The 16100-nt window shown below is 73.4% G+C and carries 14 protein-coding genes; 6 read left to right on the forward strand and 8 right to left on the reverse strand.

What is annotated here, in order from left to right; genetic code table 11:
- Positions 1 to 270: 270 nt before the first annotated feature.
- The 5 genes from ACIRST_RS15495 to ACIRST_RS15515 form a co-directional block, all read right to left on the reverse strand.
- A complete protein-coding gene (locus ACIRST_RS15495) occupies positions 271 to 2454 on the reverse strand; it encodes a hypothetical protein (RefSeq protein WP_402802733.1) in 2184 nt (727 codons plus the stop codon).
- The gene (locus ACIRST_RS15500) at positions 2451 to 4292 is read right to left on the reverse strand and encodes an HSP90 family protein (protein WP_402802734.1); all 1842 of its coding nucleotides are present in this window, start codon (positions 4290 to 4292) and stop codon (positions 2451 to 2453) included. Before ACIRST_RS15500 ends, ACIRST_RS15495 begins: the two co-directional genes overlap by 4 nt.
- 179 nt (positions 4293 to 4471) lie before the next feature.
- Entirely contained in the window at positions 4472 to 4885 is a 414-nt protein-coding gene (locus tag ACIRST_RS15505) for an Imm50 family immunity protein (RefSeq protein WP_402802736.1), read from the reverse strand.
- Complete coding sequence (locus tag ACIRST_RS15510; protein ID WP_402802737.1) at positions 4878 to 5393, reverse strand: Imm50 family immunity protein; 516 nt, start codon at positions 5391 to 5393, stop codon at positions 4878 to 4880. Before ACIRST_RS15510 ends, ACIRST_RS15505 begins: the two co-directional genes overlap by 8 nt.
- 221 nt (positions 5394 to 5614) lie before the next feature.
- The gene (locus ACIRST_RS15515; RefSeq protein ID WP_402802738.1) at positions 5615 to 6115 is read right to left on the reverse strand and encodes a hypothetical protein; all 501 of its coding nucleotides are present in this window, start codon (positions 6113 to 6115) and stop codon (positions 5615 to 5617) included.
- Positions 6116 to 6359: 244 nt separating this feature from the next.
- Here ACIRST_RS15515 and ACIRST_RS15520 point away from each other — a divergent pair, with 244 nt between their 5' ends.
- Positions 6360 to 8081: a CocE/NonD family hydrolase gene (locus tag ACIRST_RS15520; protein ID WP_402802739.1), complete on the forward strand. Its 1722-nt coding sequence runs from the start codon at positions 6360 to 6362 to the stop codon at positions 8079 to 8081.
- 138 nt (positions 8082 to 8219) lie between these two features.
- Here the strand turns inward: ACIRST_RS15520 and ACIRST_RS15525 are convergent, their stop codons facing one another.
- Entirely contained in the window at positions 8220 to 8906 is a 687-nt protein-coding gene (locus tag ACIRST_RS15525; protein ID WP_402802740.1) for a CHAP domain-containing protein, read from the reverse strand.
- 239 nt (positions 8907 to 9145) lie between these two features.
- On the opposite strand from ACIRST_RS15525, the gene ACIRST_RS15530 reads away from it, so the two are divergent.
- On the forward strand, positions 9146 to 10354 hold the full coding sequence (locus ACIRST_RS15530) for a hypothetical protein (RefSeq protein WP_402802741.1): 1209 nt from the start codon (positions 9146 to 9148) through the stop codon (positions 10352 to 10354).
- A 64-nt stretch (positions 10355 to 10418) separates the two neighbouring features.
- Complete coding sequence (locus ACIRST_RS15535; RefSeq protein ID WP_402802758.1) at positions 10419 to 11069, forward strand: Imm21 family immunity protein; 651 nt, start codon at positions 10419 to 10421, stop codon at positions 11067 to 11069.
- 62 nt (positions 11070 to 11131) lie between these two features.
- Here ACIRST_RS15535 and ACIRST_RS15540 read toward each other — a convergent pair whose 3' ends face one another.
- Entirely contained in the window at positions 11132 to 13015 is a 1884-nt protein-coding gene (locus ACIRST_RS15540; RefSeq protein ID WP_402802742.1) for a phospholipid carrier-dependent glycosyltransferase, read from the reverse strand.
- A gap of 521 nt (positions 13016 to 13536) precedes the next feature.
- Here ACIRST_RS15540 and ACIRST_RS15545 point away from each other — a divergent pair.
- Both ACIRST_RS15545 and ACIRST_RS15550 read left to right on the forward strand, forming a co-directional pair.
- On the forward strand, positions 13537 to 14106 hold the full coding sequence (locus tag ACIRST_RS15545) for a hypothetical protein (RefSeq protein ID WP_402802743.1): 570 nt from the start codon (positions 13537 to 13539) through the stop codon (positions 14104 to 14106).
- A 173-nt stretch (positions 14107 to 14279) separates the two neighbouring features.
- Positions 14280 to 14621 carry a hypothetical protein gene (locus ACIRST_RS15550; protein WP_402802744.1) on the forward strand — a complete coding sequence of 114 codons (342 nt, stop codon included), beginning with the start codon at positions 14280 to 14282 and terminating at the stop codon, positions 14619 to 14621.
- A gap of 46 nt (positions 14622 to 14667) precedes the next feature.
- Here the strand turns inward: ACIRST_RS15550 and ACIRST_RS15555 are convergent, their stop codons facing one another.
- On the reverse strand, positions 14668 to 15243 hold the full coding sequence (locus ACIRST_RS15555) for a GNAT family N-acetyltransferase (protein ID WP_402802745.1): 576 nt from the start codon (positions 15241 to 15243) through the stop codon (positions 14668 to 14670).
- A 178-nt stretch (positions 15244 to 15421) separates the two neighbouring features.
- Between ACIRST_RS15555 and ACIRST_RS15560 the strand changes: the two genes are divergently transcribed.
- A complete protein-coding gene (locus ACIRST_RS15560) occupies positions 15422 to 15937 on the forward strand; it encodes a DinB family protein (protein ID WP_402802746.1) in 516 nt (171 codons plus the stop codon).
- Positions 15938 to 16100: the final 163 nt, after the last annotated feature.

Raw genomic sequence — 16100 nt, forward strand, 5'->3', positions numbered from 1 at the left:
GGCGCCGGGGCCCGCCCGGGACCTCGCGTTGTGAATGTGGCCTGCAGGTATGGGTTTTGCAAAGAAAAACTGATGGACACTCAATGTGGCGAGTGTGACTGATGTCACAGCTGATGATCGTGCGTAACCGGACATGTCTGACCGCCGCGCATCCGATGCGGCCTCAGGCCGTGGGCGCGCCGGGGGGGGCGGGCGGGGTTTCGGCAGATGGCGGGCGGCGGTTGTGGCGGCCGACCGGGCGGCCGGGTGGGGCGCCGCCCGGTCGGTGCGTCAGTCGTCGAGGTCCTCCTCCGTCAGGTCGTGGTCGGCCAGGAAGGCGGCGAGTTCGTCGCCGGCGCCGCGGGCTCGCAGGGCCTTGGCGATGACGAACAGCTCCTCCCAGGCGTCGTCGGGATCGTCCAGCAGGGCGAGGGCGGCGCGGGCGGCCTCCTCGGCCGCGACCGGGTCACCGAGGTCCAGGTGGACGGCGCCGAGTTCGGTGAGCACGGCGCCCCGCCGGATCCCCGCGTCCGTGCCCGTGTAGGCGTCCCCGTCCGTGCCCGTGCCCGTGTCCGCGTCGTTTTCGGTGTCGACGGCTGCATCCGAGCCGACGCCCGGCGCCGCGAGCGCGTCGAGCAGGGCGCATGCCGTGCGCAGCCGGTCGGCCGCCTCCGCCGGGCGGCCGGTGACGCGCAGTCGGCGGGCGTAGGCGAACAGCAGGCCGACGGTCGCGGTGGCAGGAGCCGCGGAGTCGGCCGGGCCCTCGCCGGGCACACGGCCGAGGGCGGCTTCGGTCTCCTTGAGGATCTCGGCGAGCAGGCCGTCGGCGGCCTCCTGCCCGGCCCACGGAAGCCGGTTCAGGGCCGACGCGAGCGCGGTCAGCGCGTCCTCCTGCCGGGCGGCGGCCTCGAAGCCGCGGGCCGCGGCGAGGAACCGAGCGGCGGCCGCGGGCCCGTAGCCGAGCCAGTCGCCGAGGGTGGATTCGAGCTCCGGGCGCGGCGGCAACGACGCCGGGCCCTCGGTCGACTGCACCAGCGGGCCCTCGGCGGGCCGCCCCCACTCCCCCGAGTCCAGGAGTTCGCCCAGCACCCGGCCGGCCTCCTCCCCCTGACCGTCCGCCCGGTAGGCGCGGGCCAGCAGCCACCGGCACGCGGCGAGGTCCGCCGTCAGGTCGAGCCGGTCGAGTTCGCGGACGGCCTCCTCGGCCGCCTCCACCGCTTCGGCGTGCCGCTCCTCGGCCAACAGCGCCTCCGCGACGGCGGCCCTGGCCCGGGCGGCGGAGGTCAGATCGCCCGCCGCGGTCCGGGCCGCGACCTGCTCGGCCAGGCGGTGGATGCGTTCGCCGCTGCGCGAGCGCAGGTCCCGCTCGAAGACCGACAGCGGCGTGGGCTCGCCGATCGGGCCGGCGGCCATCCACTCCTCCATCCGCGAGCTCTGGAAGGTGTTGCCGTTGCGCGCGTCGAACCGTTCGGCGACGGCCAGGGCGCGCTCGCGCAGCTCCACGGCGAGGTCGGCCACCCGCGCGTCCGGGCGGCGCCTGCCCTCCACGGTGGGGAAGCGCAGGACCGTCCCGGCCTCCTGCTCCCGGGCCCGCGACAGGACGGCGACGGCCGCTGCCGCGAACTCCATCTCCGTCAGCGGTGTACGGGCCCGGTCGAGCCAGGACAGGTGGCGCTCGATCAGGTCGAGCCCGCGGCCGACGTTCCCGCTGCGCACGCAGAACAGCAGGTTCAGCGCCAACTCCCCCAGGTGGTGCGGGTTGTCGCGGATCCGGCGGTAGGCGGTACGGTGCGCCTCGACGGCGCGCGCACCCTGGCCGGTGCGCACGAGGGGCAGCAGCAACTCGGAGTTGATCCACTGCGGCTGCTCGGTGCAACCGGAGCGGACGGCCGGCTCCCCGACCCGGATCGCCTCGTCGTCCCGGCCGAGCGCCACCAGCGTCCGCACCTGGCTGCTGGGCACGCAGCCCGAGCAGTCGGAGAGGCCGTCCCGGCGGGTGAGCGCCATCCGCTCGTAGAAGTCCTGCGCCTCGTCGAGTTCGCCGATGCTCTCCGCGACCAGACCGCGGTGCTGGAGGACGGCGTGCATGCTGTGCCCGCCGCGGCGGTAGCGCCGCTCCATGTCGTCCACCAGGTCCCTCGCCCGCTGCAACGGGATCTCCGGGAACTGGTGGACGTTGTAGACCATCCACTTGAAGTGCCACAGCAGGCTGCGCTCGTGCCCGGGGGCGAAGCGCTCGGGCTCCCGGTCGTAGGCCGCGAGGCACCAGGAGAAGGTGAGGAAGGACTTCGCCGGCGCCCAGCTGTGCTGGTACGTCCGCGTCGCCGACATCCTGACGTCGAAGGCGAACTCGACCAGTCCGAGCGCGTCGGCGTGCCGGATCACCTCCTCCAGGGCGGCGAACTTCGCCGCACCGGTGGGCATCCCATGGGTGCCGGCGAAGAGCTGCCGGAGTTCCTGCTCGGTGCGGCTCATCGTGCGCCTCCCGCGACGGCGCGGCCGATCAGGCCGAGGAAGGACTGGTTGAGGGCCGCGGTGTCGGCCGGGCGCAGCGGGTGGTGGCCGAGCAGCAGCGCCTGGGCGTAGAGCCCCTCCAGACACATCGCCTGGAGCTCCGGATCGGCCAGCGCGAGGACCTGACGGGCGAGCGGGTTGCGGTGGTTGAGCACCAGTCGGGGCCGGGGCGCGGTGGCGGACTGGAAGCTGCCGAGGATCGCCGACCAGGTGTCGTCGACCTGCTCCCGGGTGCCCCGGACGTCCAGTTGGAAGGCCGTGTCCTCGTCCAGGAGGTAGAGCGCGGGCAGCCCGGACGGTTCGAAGGAGCGGACCAGCAGGTCGCAGCCGAGCCGGTCGAGCACCCGGTCGGCGACGGCCAGGAACGGGGCGATCGCCTGCTCGTCGGCCGCGTCCAGGCGCTGCAGGTGGGTGGTGAGGTCGGCGGCGCGCAGCTGCTCGACCTCCAGGGTGCGGTCTGCCGAGGCGAGCCGGTCGATGATCTCCGCGTCGTAGACGTAGCCGGCGTTGAGGACGGCCAGGCCCTGCGCGGCGGCCACCGGGGCGAGCTGGCGGAACTCGTCCAGCAGCGGGGTGAAGCGCAGCAGGCCGTAGCGCTCGCCGAACTCGGCGAGGGTCAGCGGGCCGACGTTGGTCTCCATCGGCCAGAACTCGGCGACCAGGCGCAGCATGTCGTCGTCGTGCAGGGCGAGGGCCTTGACGCCCAGGTGGTGGACGCGCAGGAAGGCGCGCAGCCGGGCCGGCTCCTGCCGGCTCAACCGTACGAGCCAGCCGCGCAGTCGGTCGCCGAGGGTGTCGCGGGTCGCCTCCAGGAGGGAGTCCTCGTAGAGCGCCTCGCGGCTGGCGGTGGGCCGCAGCTCGGTGGTGTCGACGACGCAGCGCACGAAGAAGGCCCACTCGGGCAGCAGGCGTTCGGCTCCTTCGGAGAGCAGCATCTGCTTGAGGTAGACCCGGTGCGCGGCCGGGACGGCGGGGTTGGCGGGCATCGGCAGGACGAAGGCGACGCCGCGCAGGCCCGCCTCGGCGGTGGCCACGTCGATCACGTCGAAGGGCGCGAAGCCGAAGACCTCCTCGCAGTACGCCTCCAGACGGGCGCGTCGGGCGGCCTCGGTCTCGTCCTCGGGGCGGTCCCAGGGGGCGGGGCCGCCGGTGGCCGGCTCGCCGTCCACCGTGATCGGGTACGGCAGCCGGGCGCCGTAGTGCTCGACCAGGCCGGTCACGGCGCGGCGGGTCAGCAGGTGCTCGCACCCGGGCCGAGGGCGCAGGGTGACGGTGGTTCCGGTCTCCTCGCGCTGCCGGTCGGCGGGCGCGAGTTCCACCGCGTAGGCGCCGTCCGAGAAGCCGTGCCACAGCACGGTGGGCTCGCCGGCCCTGCGGGTGGTGACCTCGATCGCGTCGGACACCATGAAGCAGGACAGCAGCCCGATGCCGAACTGGCCCATGAACTCGTGCCGGGCGAAGCCCAGGTCGTCCCGCTTCGAGCTGCGGCCGATCGTCGCCAGCAGCTCGTGCACCTGTGCCTCGCTAAGGCCGATGCCGTTGTCGCTGATGGTCAGGGAGCCGTCGCCGGTCGTGTCACTGGAGGCGATCACGATCCGCGGGGCGGCGTCGGCCGTATCGCCCGCGTGCGTGGTGTGCGCATGCGTGGCGTCCGCGTGCGTGTCGCCGGTCCGGCGCGCCGTGATGGCGTCCACGGCGTTCTGCAGCAGCTCGCGGGCGTAGACCTGCGGGCTGGTGTAGAGGTGATGGCTCAGAAGGTCGACGATCCCGCGCAGGTCGACGCGAAAGGTTTGGCTCAACGGGTTCTCCCAGGTCGTGTCGGGAGCACCTTAGAACGGGAGTACGACAGCGGGCAGTCGAATATCCGCGCCGGCCTCGGGCGGGGTCCCGGCGCGCCCCCGGACCTCTTTGGCGCAACCAAAGGTTGCTCATTTCGGCGGAGCGGCCTATCGGGCGTCCCCTCCGCCCTCGCCGCATCTCACTCGAACCGGCTCCGGAGCCATCCGACGGGCGGCTCGGCACGGATCCCGGCCGCCGCGAAGGAGACGTGTTTGCCCCGCCCGGAGAGCACGACTCTCCTGCCCGTGAGCGTGGCGCGGGTCGTGGGCCAGCCCGACCACGCGTCCACCGCGAAGTCCGTCACGCCGGTGCAGACCAGCACGAACTCGACCGCATTGTGGCCGCGCTCCCGCCACAGCTCCGCGGGCCCCGCCGGGACGACGAAGGCGGAGAACCTCAAGGTGACGGACGCTTCGCGTTCGTCGACGAGGACGGAGTCCAGGTCGTAGTCGCTCAGCGGGGGCGGCGGTGCGCCCAGCACCTCGCGGACCGTCCCGGGGTTCACCACCTCCGCGGACCAGTCGCGGTCACCCTGCCGGTCGCGGTCACTCATAGAACATCTTCGCGGTCGTGGGCGGCAGCGCGCTGCCGTACAGGCGCCGGTCGAGCGGGCTCACGAACCACCGCTCGGCCGCGTACGGTCCGGCGTCGCGGGAACAGTAGACGTTGAGGTGTCCCACCTTGAGCGCGGCGTGCGCCGTGAAGTCCAGCGAGAACCCGCGACCGCTCACCCCGACCGCGATCCGCCGCTCCCACTCCCGCAGGAACGGGCTCAACCCGATGTCGACCACGGTGCCGTCGGGAACGCCCCGCATCCGCAGGTCCTCCTCGACGCCCATGAACTCGACCTGCGCCTCGAACCGGTCGCACCCCGCGTCCGTCCAGGCCTGCGGGGCGAGATCGGGAAAGCGGGGGAACTCGACCCGCAAGGTGACGCCGGCCCCGCGCGGGTCGAGCTGCACCGAACGGAGGACCAGGCCCTCCAGGGGCGGCAGTTCGGTGTACAGCGCGGTCAACTGCCCGGAGTGCGTCAGGAGCTCCGACCACGCGCCGCCCGCCATGCGCCCGCCCTTCCCTTCCGGATGCCTCACACACCGTCCTGACCTGGGATGGTACTGCGCGGTCACCGCTCGTCCCGGCCGCGGCTCCCACGATTCCGCACGGAGGCGTCAGGCGCGTCAGGCGCGTCAGGGGCGTCAGGGGCGTCAGGAGCGTCAGGAGCGTCAGGAGCGTCAGGGGCGGAACGTGCGGCGGTGGGTGTTCAGGCCCGCAAGGGAGGCTGTCAGCTGACGGCGATCGTGAAGTACCTGACGGTGAGCACGCTCGGTTCGTGCGTCACGTTGTCGAGCACGATCTTCTCCACGAACGCGCCACCGAAGTTGTACCGCTTGACGATGTTGCCGGCGTAGTCGCAGATGCCGATGGTCATGGTCTTGAGGCGGCCCTCGCGCCCGGCGATCGCGTCGTCGATCCAGCGCTGGACGATGGGGCTGTGGAACGAGCCGCGGGACAGGGTCACCGCATGGTTGGCGGGGTCGAGACTGCTGACCTCCGAGATGAACTCGACTGATTGGCCGTCGAGTTGCATGATGAAGTTGTGGGCCGTGAGGATGTCGCCCGGGTTGATTCCACCGTCGTCCGGGAGCGCGGCGCGCACCGCCACGGCGGGGGCGGCCGTGGCGGGGACGGCCGTTCCCACTGCGGCGCCGGTCATGGCGAGGAGGGCGGTGCCGACGACACCGGCCGCGCGAACCGCCCTGCGTCCACCGAGAAGCCTGCTCATGTCGATCCCTTCCTGGGGAAGATGTGCAATGGCATGCCCACACCAACACGGATGGGTCAAGCCGTCCACGGGGGTCCGAAAGATTGGCCGGACCCTGCCGTATGCGATCCGCCGCTCCCGCACGGGCACCACGGCCCGACGGGTGTTACTGGCTGGTAATTTGGCTGATCATCATCTCCTCTGAGTGTTCATCAGATCGCTACGCTCCGGCAGTCGAGCAGTTCGAGCACAGATGGAGCACGTGATGGAACGACCCACCCCCAGCCGTGGACGCCGGACGGCGAGTGCCGTCCTCGCGGCGGCGCTCACCGTCGGCGGGGCCGCCGTCGCACAACCCGCCGTCGCACAACCCGCCGTGGCACGACCCGCGGTCGCACAGGCGCCGTCCTCGGCCGCAACGGGTACGGGATCGTTCCGCCTGGCCGACGTCCCGATGGGCGACGGCGTCGTCCTCAAGGCCGACGTGTTCACCCCCGCTCCCGGCGCGCCGGGAGCAGGTCCGCAGGGGCGCCACCCGCTGCTGGTGCAGCCGGCCAGCTGGGGGCAGAACGACCTGGAGTACGTCGCCCAGGGCCGTGCGCTCGCCGCCGACGGGTACGTCGTCGTCACCTACACGGTGCGGGGCTTCTGGGGCTCCGGCGGGGAGGTCGACGTCGCCGGGCCCAAGGACGTCGCGGACATCTCCACGGTGATCGACTGGGCGCTCGCACACACCCCGGCGGACCCGGACCGGATCGGCATGGTGGGGCTCTCGCTGGGCGGCGGCCTGACCCTGCTCGGCGCCGCCGCCGACCCGCGGATCAAGGCCGTCGCCTCGCTCAGCGGCTGGGCCGACCTCACCGACTCGCTCTACAGCGGACAGACCCGGCACCTGCAGGCCGCGGCCGTGCTCGCCGGCATCCAGGCCCCGACCGGCCGCAAGAGCCCCGAGTTCGCCAAGGTACTGGACGACCTCTTCGCCGACCGCGACCTCCCCGAGGTCATCCGCTGGGCGGACACCCGCTCCCCGGCGCGCTACCTGGACCGGATCAACGCGAACGGCACCGCCGTCCTGATGGCCAACGCCTGGGGCGACAGCTTCTTCAACCCCAGCCAGGTCACCGACTTCTACCAGCGGCTGACCGTCCCCAAGAGCCTCGAACTGCGCCCGGGCGACCACGCCAGCCAGGAGTTCACCGGACTGCTCGGACTGGACAACGCCACCTGGAACAGCGCGCGCTCGTGGCTCGACCGGTACGTCAAGGGAGCCCCGGCCCCGGACACCGCCCCGGACACCACCCCGGGCACGGCCCCGGGCAGCCGGACGCAACCGGTCCACCTCGAAGTGCGCCCCTCCGGCACACCCGAGGACCACGCCGACTGGCAGTCCGTCAGCTCCCGCACCGAACACCTCACGGTCGGCGCCGACACGCTCAACGCCGACACGCTCGGGGCCGACACGGCCGGGGACCAGGTGTCGGCGGACTGGCGGACCACCGTGCTCGGCAACACCCCCTCCGGCGCGAGCGGCGGGGTCGCCCTGCTGTCCGGGATGGTCGAGCAGGCGGTGCACCAGCCGCCGACCGTGGTCGTGCCGCTGCTGGCCCGTCCGGCCGCCGTCGTCCGGCAGTCCCGGCCGTACCCGCAGGGCCTGTCGCTGCGCGGCGTCGCCCGGGTGCACACCACGGTCACCTCGACGGCCCCGCAGGGCACGGTCGTCGCCTACCTCTACGACGTGGACGCGCTCGGCGTCGGCCGGCTGATCTCGCACGCGCCGCAGAGCTGGTCCGGCCGCACGCCCGGGCAGCCGTTCACGATGGACGTCCCGCTCTTCGCCACGGCCTACGACCTGCCGGCCGGCCACCGACTGGCGCTGGTGCTGGGCACCCGGGACGCCCTGTACGGCGGGGAGACCCCGCTCGGCTCCCGCGTGACCTTCGGCTCCACCACGGCCGACCCGGCCACGCTGACGCTGCCGGTGCGCTGAGCCTTCCCCCGGCCCGTTCGTACCGACCCCGACGACCGCGGGACGGCGACCCCGGAACGCGGTGGGGCCCGGAGCCGCCGTGGTGGCGGCTCCGGGCGCGGCGGAGGTACGGCTGTCAGAGGTTCAGAGGTGCGGCCGTCAGGCGCTCGGCGGGGTGACGTAGCCCGCGACGCGCAGGTCGTCGGCGCCACCGCGGGCGGTCCGGGGGTTGAGGTGGGTGCGGAGGGTGACCTTGTCGCTGTAGTTGCCCTCGACGGTGTCGAGGGTGCCGTCGCCGTGCACGGCGACCACGACGCCGACGTGGCCACCCGGGGTCTCCTTGGCCGGCTCGCCGTAGACCACCAGGTCACCGGGCTGCGGGTGGGCCGAGCCGACGGGGTGCCACAGGCCGTGCTGCTTGCCCCAGTAGCCGACACCGCGGCCGGTCAGGTCGCTCGGCACCTCCTTGACGCCCGCCTCGCGCCAGGTCCACTCGACGAACGCCGCGCACCACCCGGTCTTGCAGGTGTGGCTCTTGTTCGGGAAGTACTTGTTGCACTCCGCGGTGCCCTCCCGCACCCCGATCTCACCCCGGGCGACCGAGACGATCCGGTCGCGGAGCGCGGCGGCGGTCCGCGTGGCGGGGGCGTCGGCGACGGTCCGTTCGCTGCGCTGGCCGGCGGACGGGAGGGTCGCCGCACCGGCCGCGCCGGCGCCGAGAGCACCGGTGACGACGAGGGCGGCGGTGAGCGCGGCGCCGGTGCGGGCGGCCGCGTGGGACCAGGAGGTGCGGGCAGTGCGGGACTTGGCGGCGACGGGCAGGGCGCGGCGGTGGCTCGGGTTCACGGGAGCTCACTCCTTCGGATGATGCGCCGATCCGGGCATGACGAGGAAACCCCGGACGGGGCTGGGAACTTGGCGACTGTCGGCGAGTGCCGACGGCAATCACGATCTCATCGGTCCGGGCCCGTCGGTAGCCTGGGCCCGTCCCAGTTGTCCCATTGCCCGACGGGCTGTCCCACACGCCCATGACCTGCGGAAACGCAGGGATTGTGGGACAGCCCGGGCCGCCGAGGAGGAGGCAGATGACCGGCCCCAGGCCCACGCGCGGGCGAGCCATCCCGGTGCCGCACCCGCCGGACGTCCAGGACTGGACGCAGCTGATGACCACCCTGACGACGGAGCTGGACCTCCAGGGCCGCGCCCTGCAGAACAGGTCCGCCAAGGCCGGTACTCCGATCGGGAAGAGCACCTGGCACCGCGTGCTGTCCGGCCACACCCTGCCCTCGGCGTCCGTCCTCGATCTGATGGTCGGCAGCGGCAGGTTCACACCGGAGCAGCGCCGCGAACTGGTGGCGGCCTGGGAGAAGGCCGCCGACTACCTGGACCGGATCGACGCCACCCGACGGTCCGGCACGACGGCGCCTCGCGGCCCGGAAGGAGGAGAGGCGGACCGGCCCTCCGGGCCGCCGGAGGACGAACCGGATCCGGCCCCTGCGGAGCTGCCGGCGCCGACCCCGGGGCGCGCCCGACGCTCGGCCGGCCGGATCACGGGGCTGGCCTCGATCGCGGTGGCCTGTGCCGCCCTCACCGTCTACCTGGCCGGCAACGGCATCGACCCCACCACCGCGAAGGACTCCGCCGACGCCGCCAGTACGACGACTACGGCGAGCCCGCCGGCCGTGCGGGGCGCAGCCGGCGGATCAACCGCAGTCGGCGCGACGGCCTCCGCGAGCGCGATCGCGTCCGCGAGCGCCCCGCCCTTGCCGAGCACACCGGCCGTAGCAGGCACGCCCGTTGCCGCCGGCCCACCCGCCGACCCGGCCTCGCAGCCGCCGCTGAGCCAACCCGCGCCGCCGACCGAGCGCCCCGGCATCGAGAAGGGCTCGCTGGGCGCGGACAGCCGCTGCAGCGCCCCGTTCCCGGGGCCCGAGGTCGTCACCTGGCGGGTCTGCGTGCGGGTGGAGGCCGACCGCGTCTCCATCGCCCTCAAGGTGACGAACCGGGCGAGCCTGCCCACCAGGGCCAAGGTGCGGCTGGAGTTCGCCCGCGCCGGGAAGGTCTACCCCTGCCCCGGAGTGCCCGGCGCCCATGTCATCGACCTCGACGCCGGGACGACCGTGATCACCCCGCCGGCCGACTGCGCCACCGTCCGCGAGCCCATCCCCCTCGCGTACCAGGGCCTCGGCCGGGTGGTCGCGGCCGACGCCACCGACGCCGCCTACAACGTCTCCCCCACCGCGAACGTGTACCCGGACCGGCCCACCATCTGGCGGCCCGACCTCATCGAATAGCGGGACGGCCGGTGAGCGCCCGCGGAGGCTCGTTGTCAGTGGCCGAGGGGACACTGGCGTCGTGATGACGTTCTCCTCCTCCGACGCCACCGCCACCGCCACCGCCACCAACGACGCGGCCGGCAACGACGCGGCCGCGGCCGCCGGCTCACCCGGACCGCTCCTCTGGGTCGAGTCGATGGGCGGCCCGCTGATAGCCGTTCCGGTGTCCGCACTGGCCCGGTGGCACGGTTGCACGGAGTCGGGCATGGTCATCGGCGACGGGGACGACCCCGACGACTACGACCGTGCCTGCGAGGTGGCGGGTCTGGCCGGGGTGATCGCCGTCGGTGGGGAGGACGTCCGCGGGCTCGTCCTCGCGGACGAGCCCGCCACCAGCTGCTACCTGCCGGAACACCACGCCTTCGTCCGCTGGCTGGGTGCCGGCAGCGAGGCGGATCTGATCGCCGCGGCCCGGGCGGTGCTCGCCGACCCGACCACCGCGTGGGAGGAGTGCGGCGTCTGGGAGACCGACGGCCCGGCGGTGCTCATGGACTCGGTGACGGCCGGGGCCGAGCTGGGTGTCGAGTTCCCGGGCGGCGGAGGAAGGCCCGAGCAGGCCCCCGTCCCGCTCCGGCCCGGCAGTTGGACGGTCCGCGCCGTCCACGCCTCACCGAACGAGGACACGTCGGTGGGCGTGGTCCGGCTCCTGCCCCGGTCGACGTCGACGGACTGACCGGGCTGCCCCCGCCTGCGTGCAGGTCGGGCGCCGGGCCGGGTGGCCGCCCGTCGGCCTGGTCAACGCCGGTGCCAGACCGCCCAGTTCTGTCCGGTGTCGGCGCGCTCGACGTACCAGTCGGCGGGGTGGCCGGGCCAGTACTCCTCGGGTTGCTGCCCCGGCGCCGGCAGCGGGGTGACCACGACGGTCGCCGCCGCGGGGACGGGCTGCCACCGCGGGTCGAGGTACCAGACCCGGCCGCGGTAGACCTCGAAGGCCTGGGTGGCGCGCAGCGACCAGTCGAGGTCCCAGGCGAACACCACGTTGTCGTCCGGCTTCAGTCCGGCGGCGCGGGTGAACCCGGTGGCCTGGGCCTTGCGCCACTTCGCGTGCGGCTGGGTGACCTGGGCGGTGATCGTCGAGGTGGCGAAGGCGGCGAACAGGGCCAGCGAGAGGCCGACCGCCCAGAGCACCGGGCGGCCCCCGGTGGCCCGGATCAGCACGACCGCGCCGAGGATGACGAGGGCGGCGGCGCTGGACCGGAACAGGGCGAGCCGGCCCCAGTCGGTGGACAGGAACGACACGTCCGGCATGCCCCAGAGCACGAAGACCTGGGTCCGCAGCTTGCTGCCGGCCGACAGGACCACCAGCTCGGCGAGGACCAGCGTGAGGCCGGCCGTCGCCGCCGCCGTCCGGCCGAGGGCGCGGCGGCCGAACCTGACGAGGACCGCGGAGCCGGTGACGAAGGCCGCCGGGACGAGGTAGGAGGTGTAGCGGGCGTAGACCCAGTTGTCGATCCGGCCGTCGTCCGGCAGGGCGGCCGCCGCCGCCAGCGCCGTCCCGACCAGCAGCGCCACCAGCACGCCGCCGGTGATCCGCAGCGCCCGCGGGAAGCGGCGGCTGAACACCGCGAACAGGCAGACGGTGACGGCCAGTCCGCCGATGCCCCAGGTGGAGACGATGAAGCACCAGATCTGGCCGGCGGTCCGGGTGAGGGTCCGCTGGGCGGCCTCCGGGTCGGTGAGGCCCCGCCAGAGGAACCCGCCGACGTCGCTGTTCTGGACGGTGAACTGGGCGTGCAGCCAGGCGGACAGCAGTTCGGCGCCCAGTACGCCGAGGCCGAGCGCCCCGAGGCCGGCCGCGGTCGCGCGCCACGGGGCCCAGCGCAGCAGGAGGACCCCGACGAACACCACGGCGGTCAGGGCGACCACCACGCCGCCGCGGTCGTGCGTGGCCATCGCGTAACCGGCGGCCGCGCCCGCCCCGACGGCGTGCCAGGCGCGGCGCCGCAGCGGGCCGTCGGCGAGCCAGCCGTGCAGGCAGAGCAGCCAGGCGAGGATCAGCGCGGGCAGGACGGCGTCGGTCAGCACGAACTGCGAGTAGAAGACCACCGGCGGCAGCAGCGCGGTCACCGCGCCGAAGACGTAGGAGAGTTGCCGGCGCAGGCCGAGGCGGCGGAGGGCGACGTAGGCGAGCGGGAAGACCAGTGAGCTGATCAGGGCGTTGATCCCCATGATCAGGTGGTACGCGGTCACCGGGTCGTCGGCCAGGCGCAGTGCGGGTGAGATCAGCAGCGGGTAGCCGCCGGGGATGACCACGCCGACCGGGATCTCGGTCGTCGACCGGCCGGCGAGGACGCGGGCCAGGACGAGGTAGGAGTCCTCGTCGGGGTGGACGGACGGGTAGCTCAGGTGCCGGGCGAGGACGAGCCGGAAGAGCAGCTCGGCGACGTACCCGGCGGTCAGGGCGGCGGGCCAGAACCAGGGGCGCAGGCGCAGCTCCCCGAAGTGCCGTACCGCCCGGGCGGCGAGCCGGTCGGTGAGGCCGCCGGTGGGACGGCCGTTGGGGCTGTCGACGGGACGGCCGGCGGGTCGGTCGGCGCGGGTGGTCGGTGGTGAGACGGCGGTGGCGGCCGGAGCTCCGCTCGGCTGTTCGGTCGTGCTGGGTGCGCTGTGTTGCTGCATCGAACTCTGTTTCCTCCCCTGATGGTTCGGCTCCGCCGGGATGCCCGGGCACCCGGGCGTCCCGGCGCCCGGGGCGTCGGAAGGCGTGCCGAACCGCGGCGCGGCCCGTGCCGGGACGCACCCTCGTGTCGTGTGACTATATATACAGGTGATCTACATATGCAGCTGATCTGAGTCAGCTGGGAAGGATCTGGTGAGATCGGACATGGTTCCCCCCGGAACACGGCTGCGGGCATGCCGCAGCCACCTCTGGCGATGACTGTGGAAGAGAAGCGCGCCCCGGCGGCCCCGGCCGTCCGGGCACCGTCGTCAGGGCGGCTGCACTGCGACGCGAACGGGGGAAACCGGCTGTCGGCCCCGCCGCTCACTAACGAAGACGTGCGGCGGGCCACGAGGTTGCAGGGGCGGCGCAAAAGATTTTCCGGACGCCCCGATCAGCGGCCGCCCGCTCGCGCGGTGCCGCATCACGGACCGGGAAGGGCGGTTCCACCGATCCCGGTGTGATCGGCATACTTCCGCGCATGGACATCGTGGAGAACGACCCCCGGCCGCACCACTACCAGTTCGCGCACCGGGTGCTCGCGGGCCTCGCCCGGGACCTCGGGCCGAAGATGCTGGCCCACGAACCCGACCACGGCTTCAGCGCCGGGTTCGCCTCCCTCTGGAACGACGTCGGCGGGCGGCTGCCCGACGGACAGCAGCTGCCCAGTGACGGCCTGAAGGCGGAGCTGATCACGCTGGGCCCGCACCGGCTGCTGGTGGTCGTGATGCCGCGGCCCATCGCACCCGCGGAGGCGTACTACACCGCCGTGGTCCAGCCGGGCGGCGCGGACCACTGCCGCTACTTCACCCTGGAACACGCCATGAACCCGTTCACCGGGGAGCCCTACACCGTGCTCGGCGAGTGGGCGAACGGCAGCCACCTCAACCTCGGTTCGGGCCCGGCACCGGACCTGTCCGCCTTCCTGAGTGCGGTGGTGACGCTGCTGACCGAAGCGGAGCCCGTCCACGCGGCCTCCCACCCGGCCCCGAGCGGCCCCGGGCAGGACAAGCCCGAACGCCGCGGCCTGCGACGGCTGTTCGGCCGCTGACCCGAGGCCGGAACCGGAGTCGGCACCGGCGCCGGAGCCCGAGGCGACTCCGGTTCCGGCTCCGGCCCAGACCCCGGAACCGGTGACCCCCGGCGCGAAGGAGGCAGACCCCCGTTCCTCAACCGTCCTGGGAGCGCGGCCCGGTGGCGGTCATGGTGAGCCGGTCGCCGAGCGTGCTCCTCCGTCTCCCCCGGCGCGGGGGCGGCGCGGTGGGGCTGGCCGCCCTGACGCTCGGCACGCTGCTCCTCGACACCGCGATGCAGTCCGGCATGGTCGCCAACCAGGTCCGCGTCTACGCCGTGCGCGGCGACGCCCGCAGCAGGCTCAACACCGCCTACATGACCTGCGCCTACCTGGGTGGCAGCACGGGTTCCTGGCTCGGGGTACGCGTCTGGGGCCGGGCGGGCTGGTGGGGCGTCTGCGGGCTCGTCGCCGTACTCGCCGCGCTCGCGCTGGCCCGCCACCTCCTGGCGCTGTACACGTCCGCGGAAGGAGCACCGCGCCGGGCGGCTTGACCGGCCGGGGCCGACCGGTCAGGCGCGACCGGCCAGGCGCGACGGGTCACGCGTGACGCAGGTCCAGCATGGCGAACACCTTGTCGTACCGGCGCTCCCCGACCGCGACGTAGTCCGGCAACCGCCCGTACTCGGTGAAGCCGAGGGAGAAGTAGAGGTGCAGCGCGTCGGCGTTGTCGCCGCGGGCGTCCAGGGTGAGCACCTCGATGCCCGCCGCCCGCGCGTCCGCGATCAGCGCCGCGGTGAGCGCCCGCCCGATGCCGCGGCCCTGGGCGGCGGCGGAGACCGCCAGCTTCTCCAGGTCCGCGTGCGGGCGGTGGGTCGGGCGCCGGTGGCGCAGCCAGTAGCCGAAGCCGGCCAACTGCCCGTCCACGTAAGCCGCCCGCAGTGCTCCGTCCCCGGCCCGCGACCGCGCCAGCACCTGATCGACCAGGCCCGCGACCTCCTGCGCCGACGGCGGCTCCAACCACCCCAGCGCGGCACCCGCCGCCACCAGCTCCGCCAGGATCCGGTGCGCAGCGGCCGCGAACTCCCCGTCCGCGCCCGCCCGTTCGGCCACCGCCGCGGAGTCGAGGAGGACCAGTTCTCCTGAGGTCGGTGCAGCAGTCGCGTTCCGGATCATGCCCGGCAGCCTATCCTTCGCGGCAACTCGCCGAGCTCCGCGGACGTTCGCGGACGTTCGTGAACGTTCGTGGACGTTCGCGCACGACGGCGCTGACTCGCCGTCGTCCGACCCGGTGCCCACTCCGCACCACGGTGCCGCTCGGCGCGCCCGGCCGGCGCGGTGGCAGACTCGGTCCATGACCTCCTCGCTGCCCGAGCCCGACAAGCAACTGTCCGACCCGACCACGCTGTTGCTGGACTACCTGGACTACTACCGGTCCGTGATCAGCGCCAAGGTCGAGGGCATGTCCGACCCGGAGCTGCGGACCAGCCGGCTCCCCTCCAGGTGGACCCTGCTCGAACTGCTGAAGCACCTCGTCCACATGGAGCAGCGCTGGCTGCGCTGGGGCTTCCGGGGCGAGCAGGTCGAGGCGCCCTGGGGCGACTGGGGCCCGGCGGACCGCTGGCACGTCGGCCCCGAGGAGACGGCCGCCGACTTGCTCGCCGCGCTGCACACGGGTGGCGAGCACACCCGGGACATCGTGTCGGGGACGCCGCTGTCGACCGTCGCCGCGGCCGGCGGCCGTTTCCCGGACGACGGCACCCCCCGGCCCACCCTGGGCTGGATCCTCTTCCACGTCCTCCAGGAGTACGCCCGTCACGCGGGACACCTGGACATCGTCCGTGAGCTCACCGACGGCGCCACCGGCTGAGAAAGTGTTGGGTAATTGATCAACTTCATGGCGTGATCCACTGGTGGTGATCTTTGCGTTGCCCTGTTCGCGAAGATCACCGCCATGTGTGTCTGTGCGTGCAAGCCGTCCTATGACTCGTCGTTGACGGATGCTCAGTGGGCGGTGATCGAGCCGCTGCTGC

The organism is Kitasatospora sp. NPDC101447, assembly GCF_044767225.1.
Taxonomy (GTDB): Bacteria; Actinomycetota; Actinomycetes; order Streptomycetales; family Streptomycetaceae; genus Kitasatospora.

Coding starts and splice junctions, on each gene's coding strand:
- ACIRST_RS15540 (WP_402802742.1), bottom strand. CDS start 13,015: ATGCAGCAACACAGCGCACCCAGCACGACCGAACAGCCGAGCGGAGCT.
- ACIRST_RS15515 (WP_402802738.1), bottom strand. CDS start 6,115: ATGAGCAGGCTTCTCGGTGGACGCAGGGCGGTTCGCGCGGCCGGTGTC.
- ACIRST_RS15520 (WP_402802739.1), top strand. CDS start 6,360: ATGGAACGACCCACCCCCAGCCGTGGACGCCGGACGGCGAGTGCCGTC.
- ACIRST_RS15560 (WP_402802746.1), top strand. CDS start 15,422: ATGACCTCCTCGCTGCCCGAGCCCGACAAGCAACTGTCCGACCCGACC.
- ACIRST_RS15505 (WP_402802736.1), bottom strand. CDS start 4,885: ATGAGTGACCGCGACCGGCAGGGTGACCGCGACTGGTCCGCGGAGGTG.
- ACIRST_RS15545 (WP_402802743.1), top strand. CDS start 13,537: ATGGACATCGTGGAGAACGACCCCCGGCCGCACCACTACCAGTTCGCG.
- ACIRST_RS15530 (WP_402802741.1), top strand. CDS start 9,146: ATGACCGGCCCCAGGCCCACGCGCGGGCGAGCCATCCCGGTGCCGCAC.
- ACIRST_RS15510 (WP_402802737.1), bottom strand. CDS start 5,393: ATGGCGGGCGGCGCGTGGTCGGAGCTCCTGACGCACTCCGGGCAGTTG.
- ACIRST_RS15495 (WP_402802733.1), bottom strand. CDS start 2,454: ATGAGCCGCACCGAGCAGGAACTCCGGCAGCTCTTCGCCGGCACCCAT.
- ACIRST_RS15535 (WP_402802758.1), top strand. CDS start 10,419: ATGACGTTCTCCTCCTCCGACGCCACCGCCACCGCCACCGCCACCAAC.
- ACIRST_RS15555 (WP_402802745.1), bottom strand. CDS start 15,243: ATGATCCGGAACGCGACTGCTGCACCGACCTCAGGAGAACTGGTCCTC.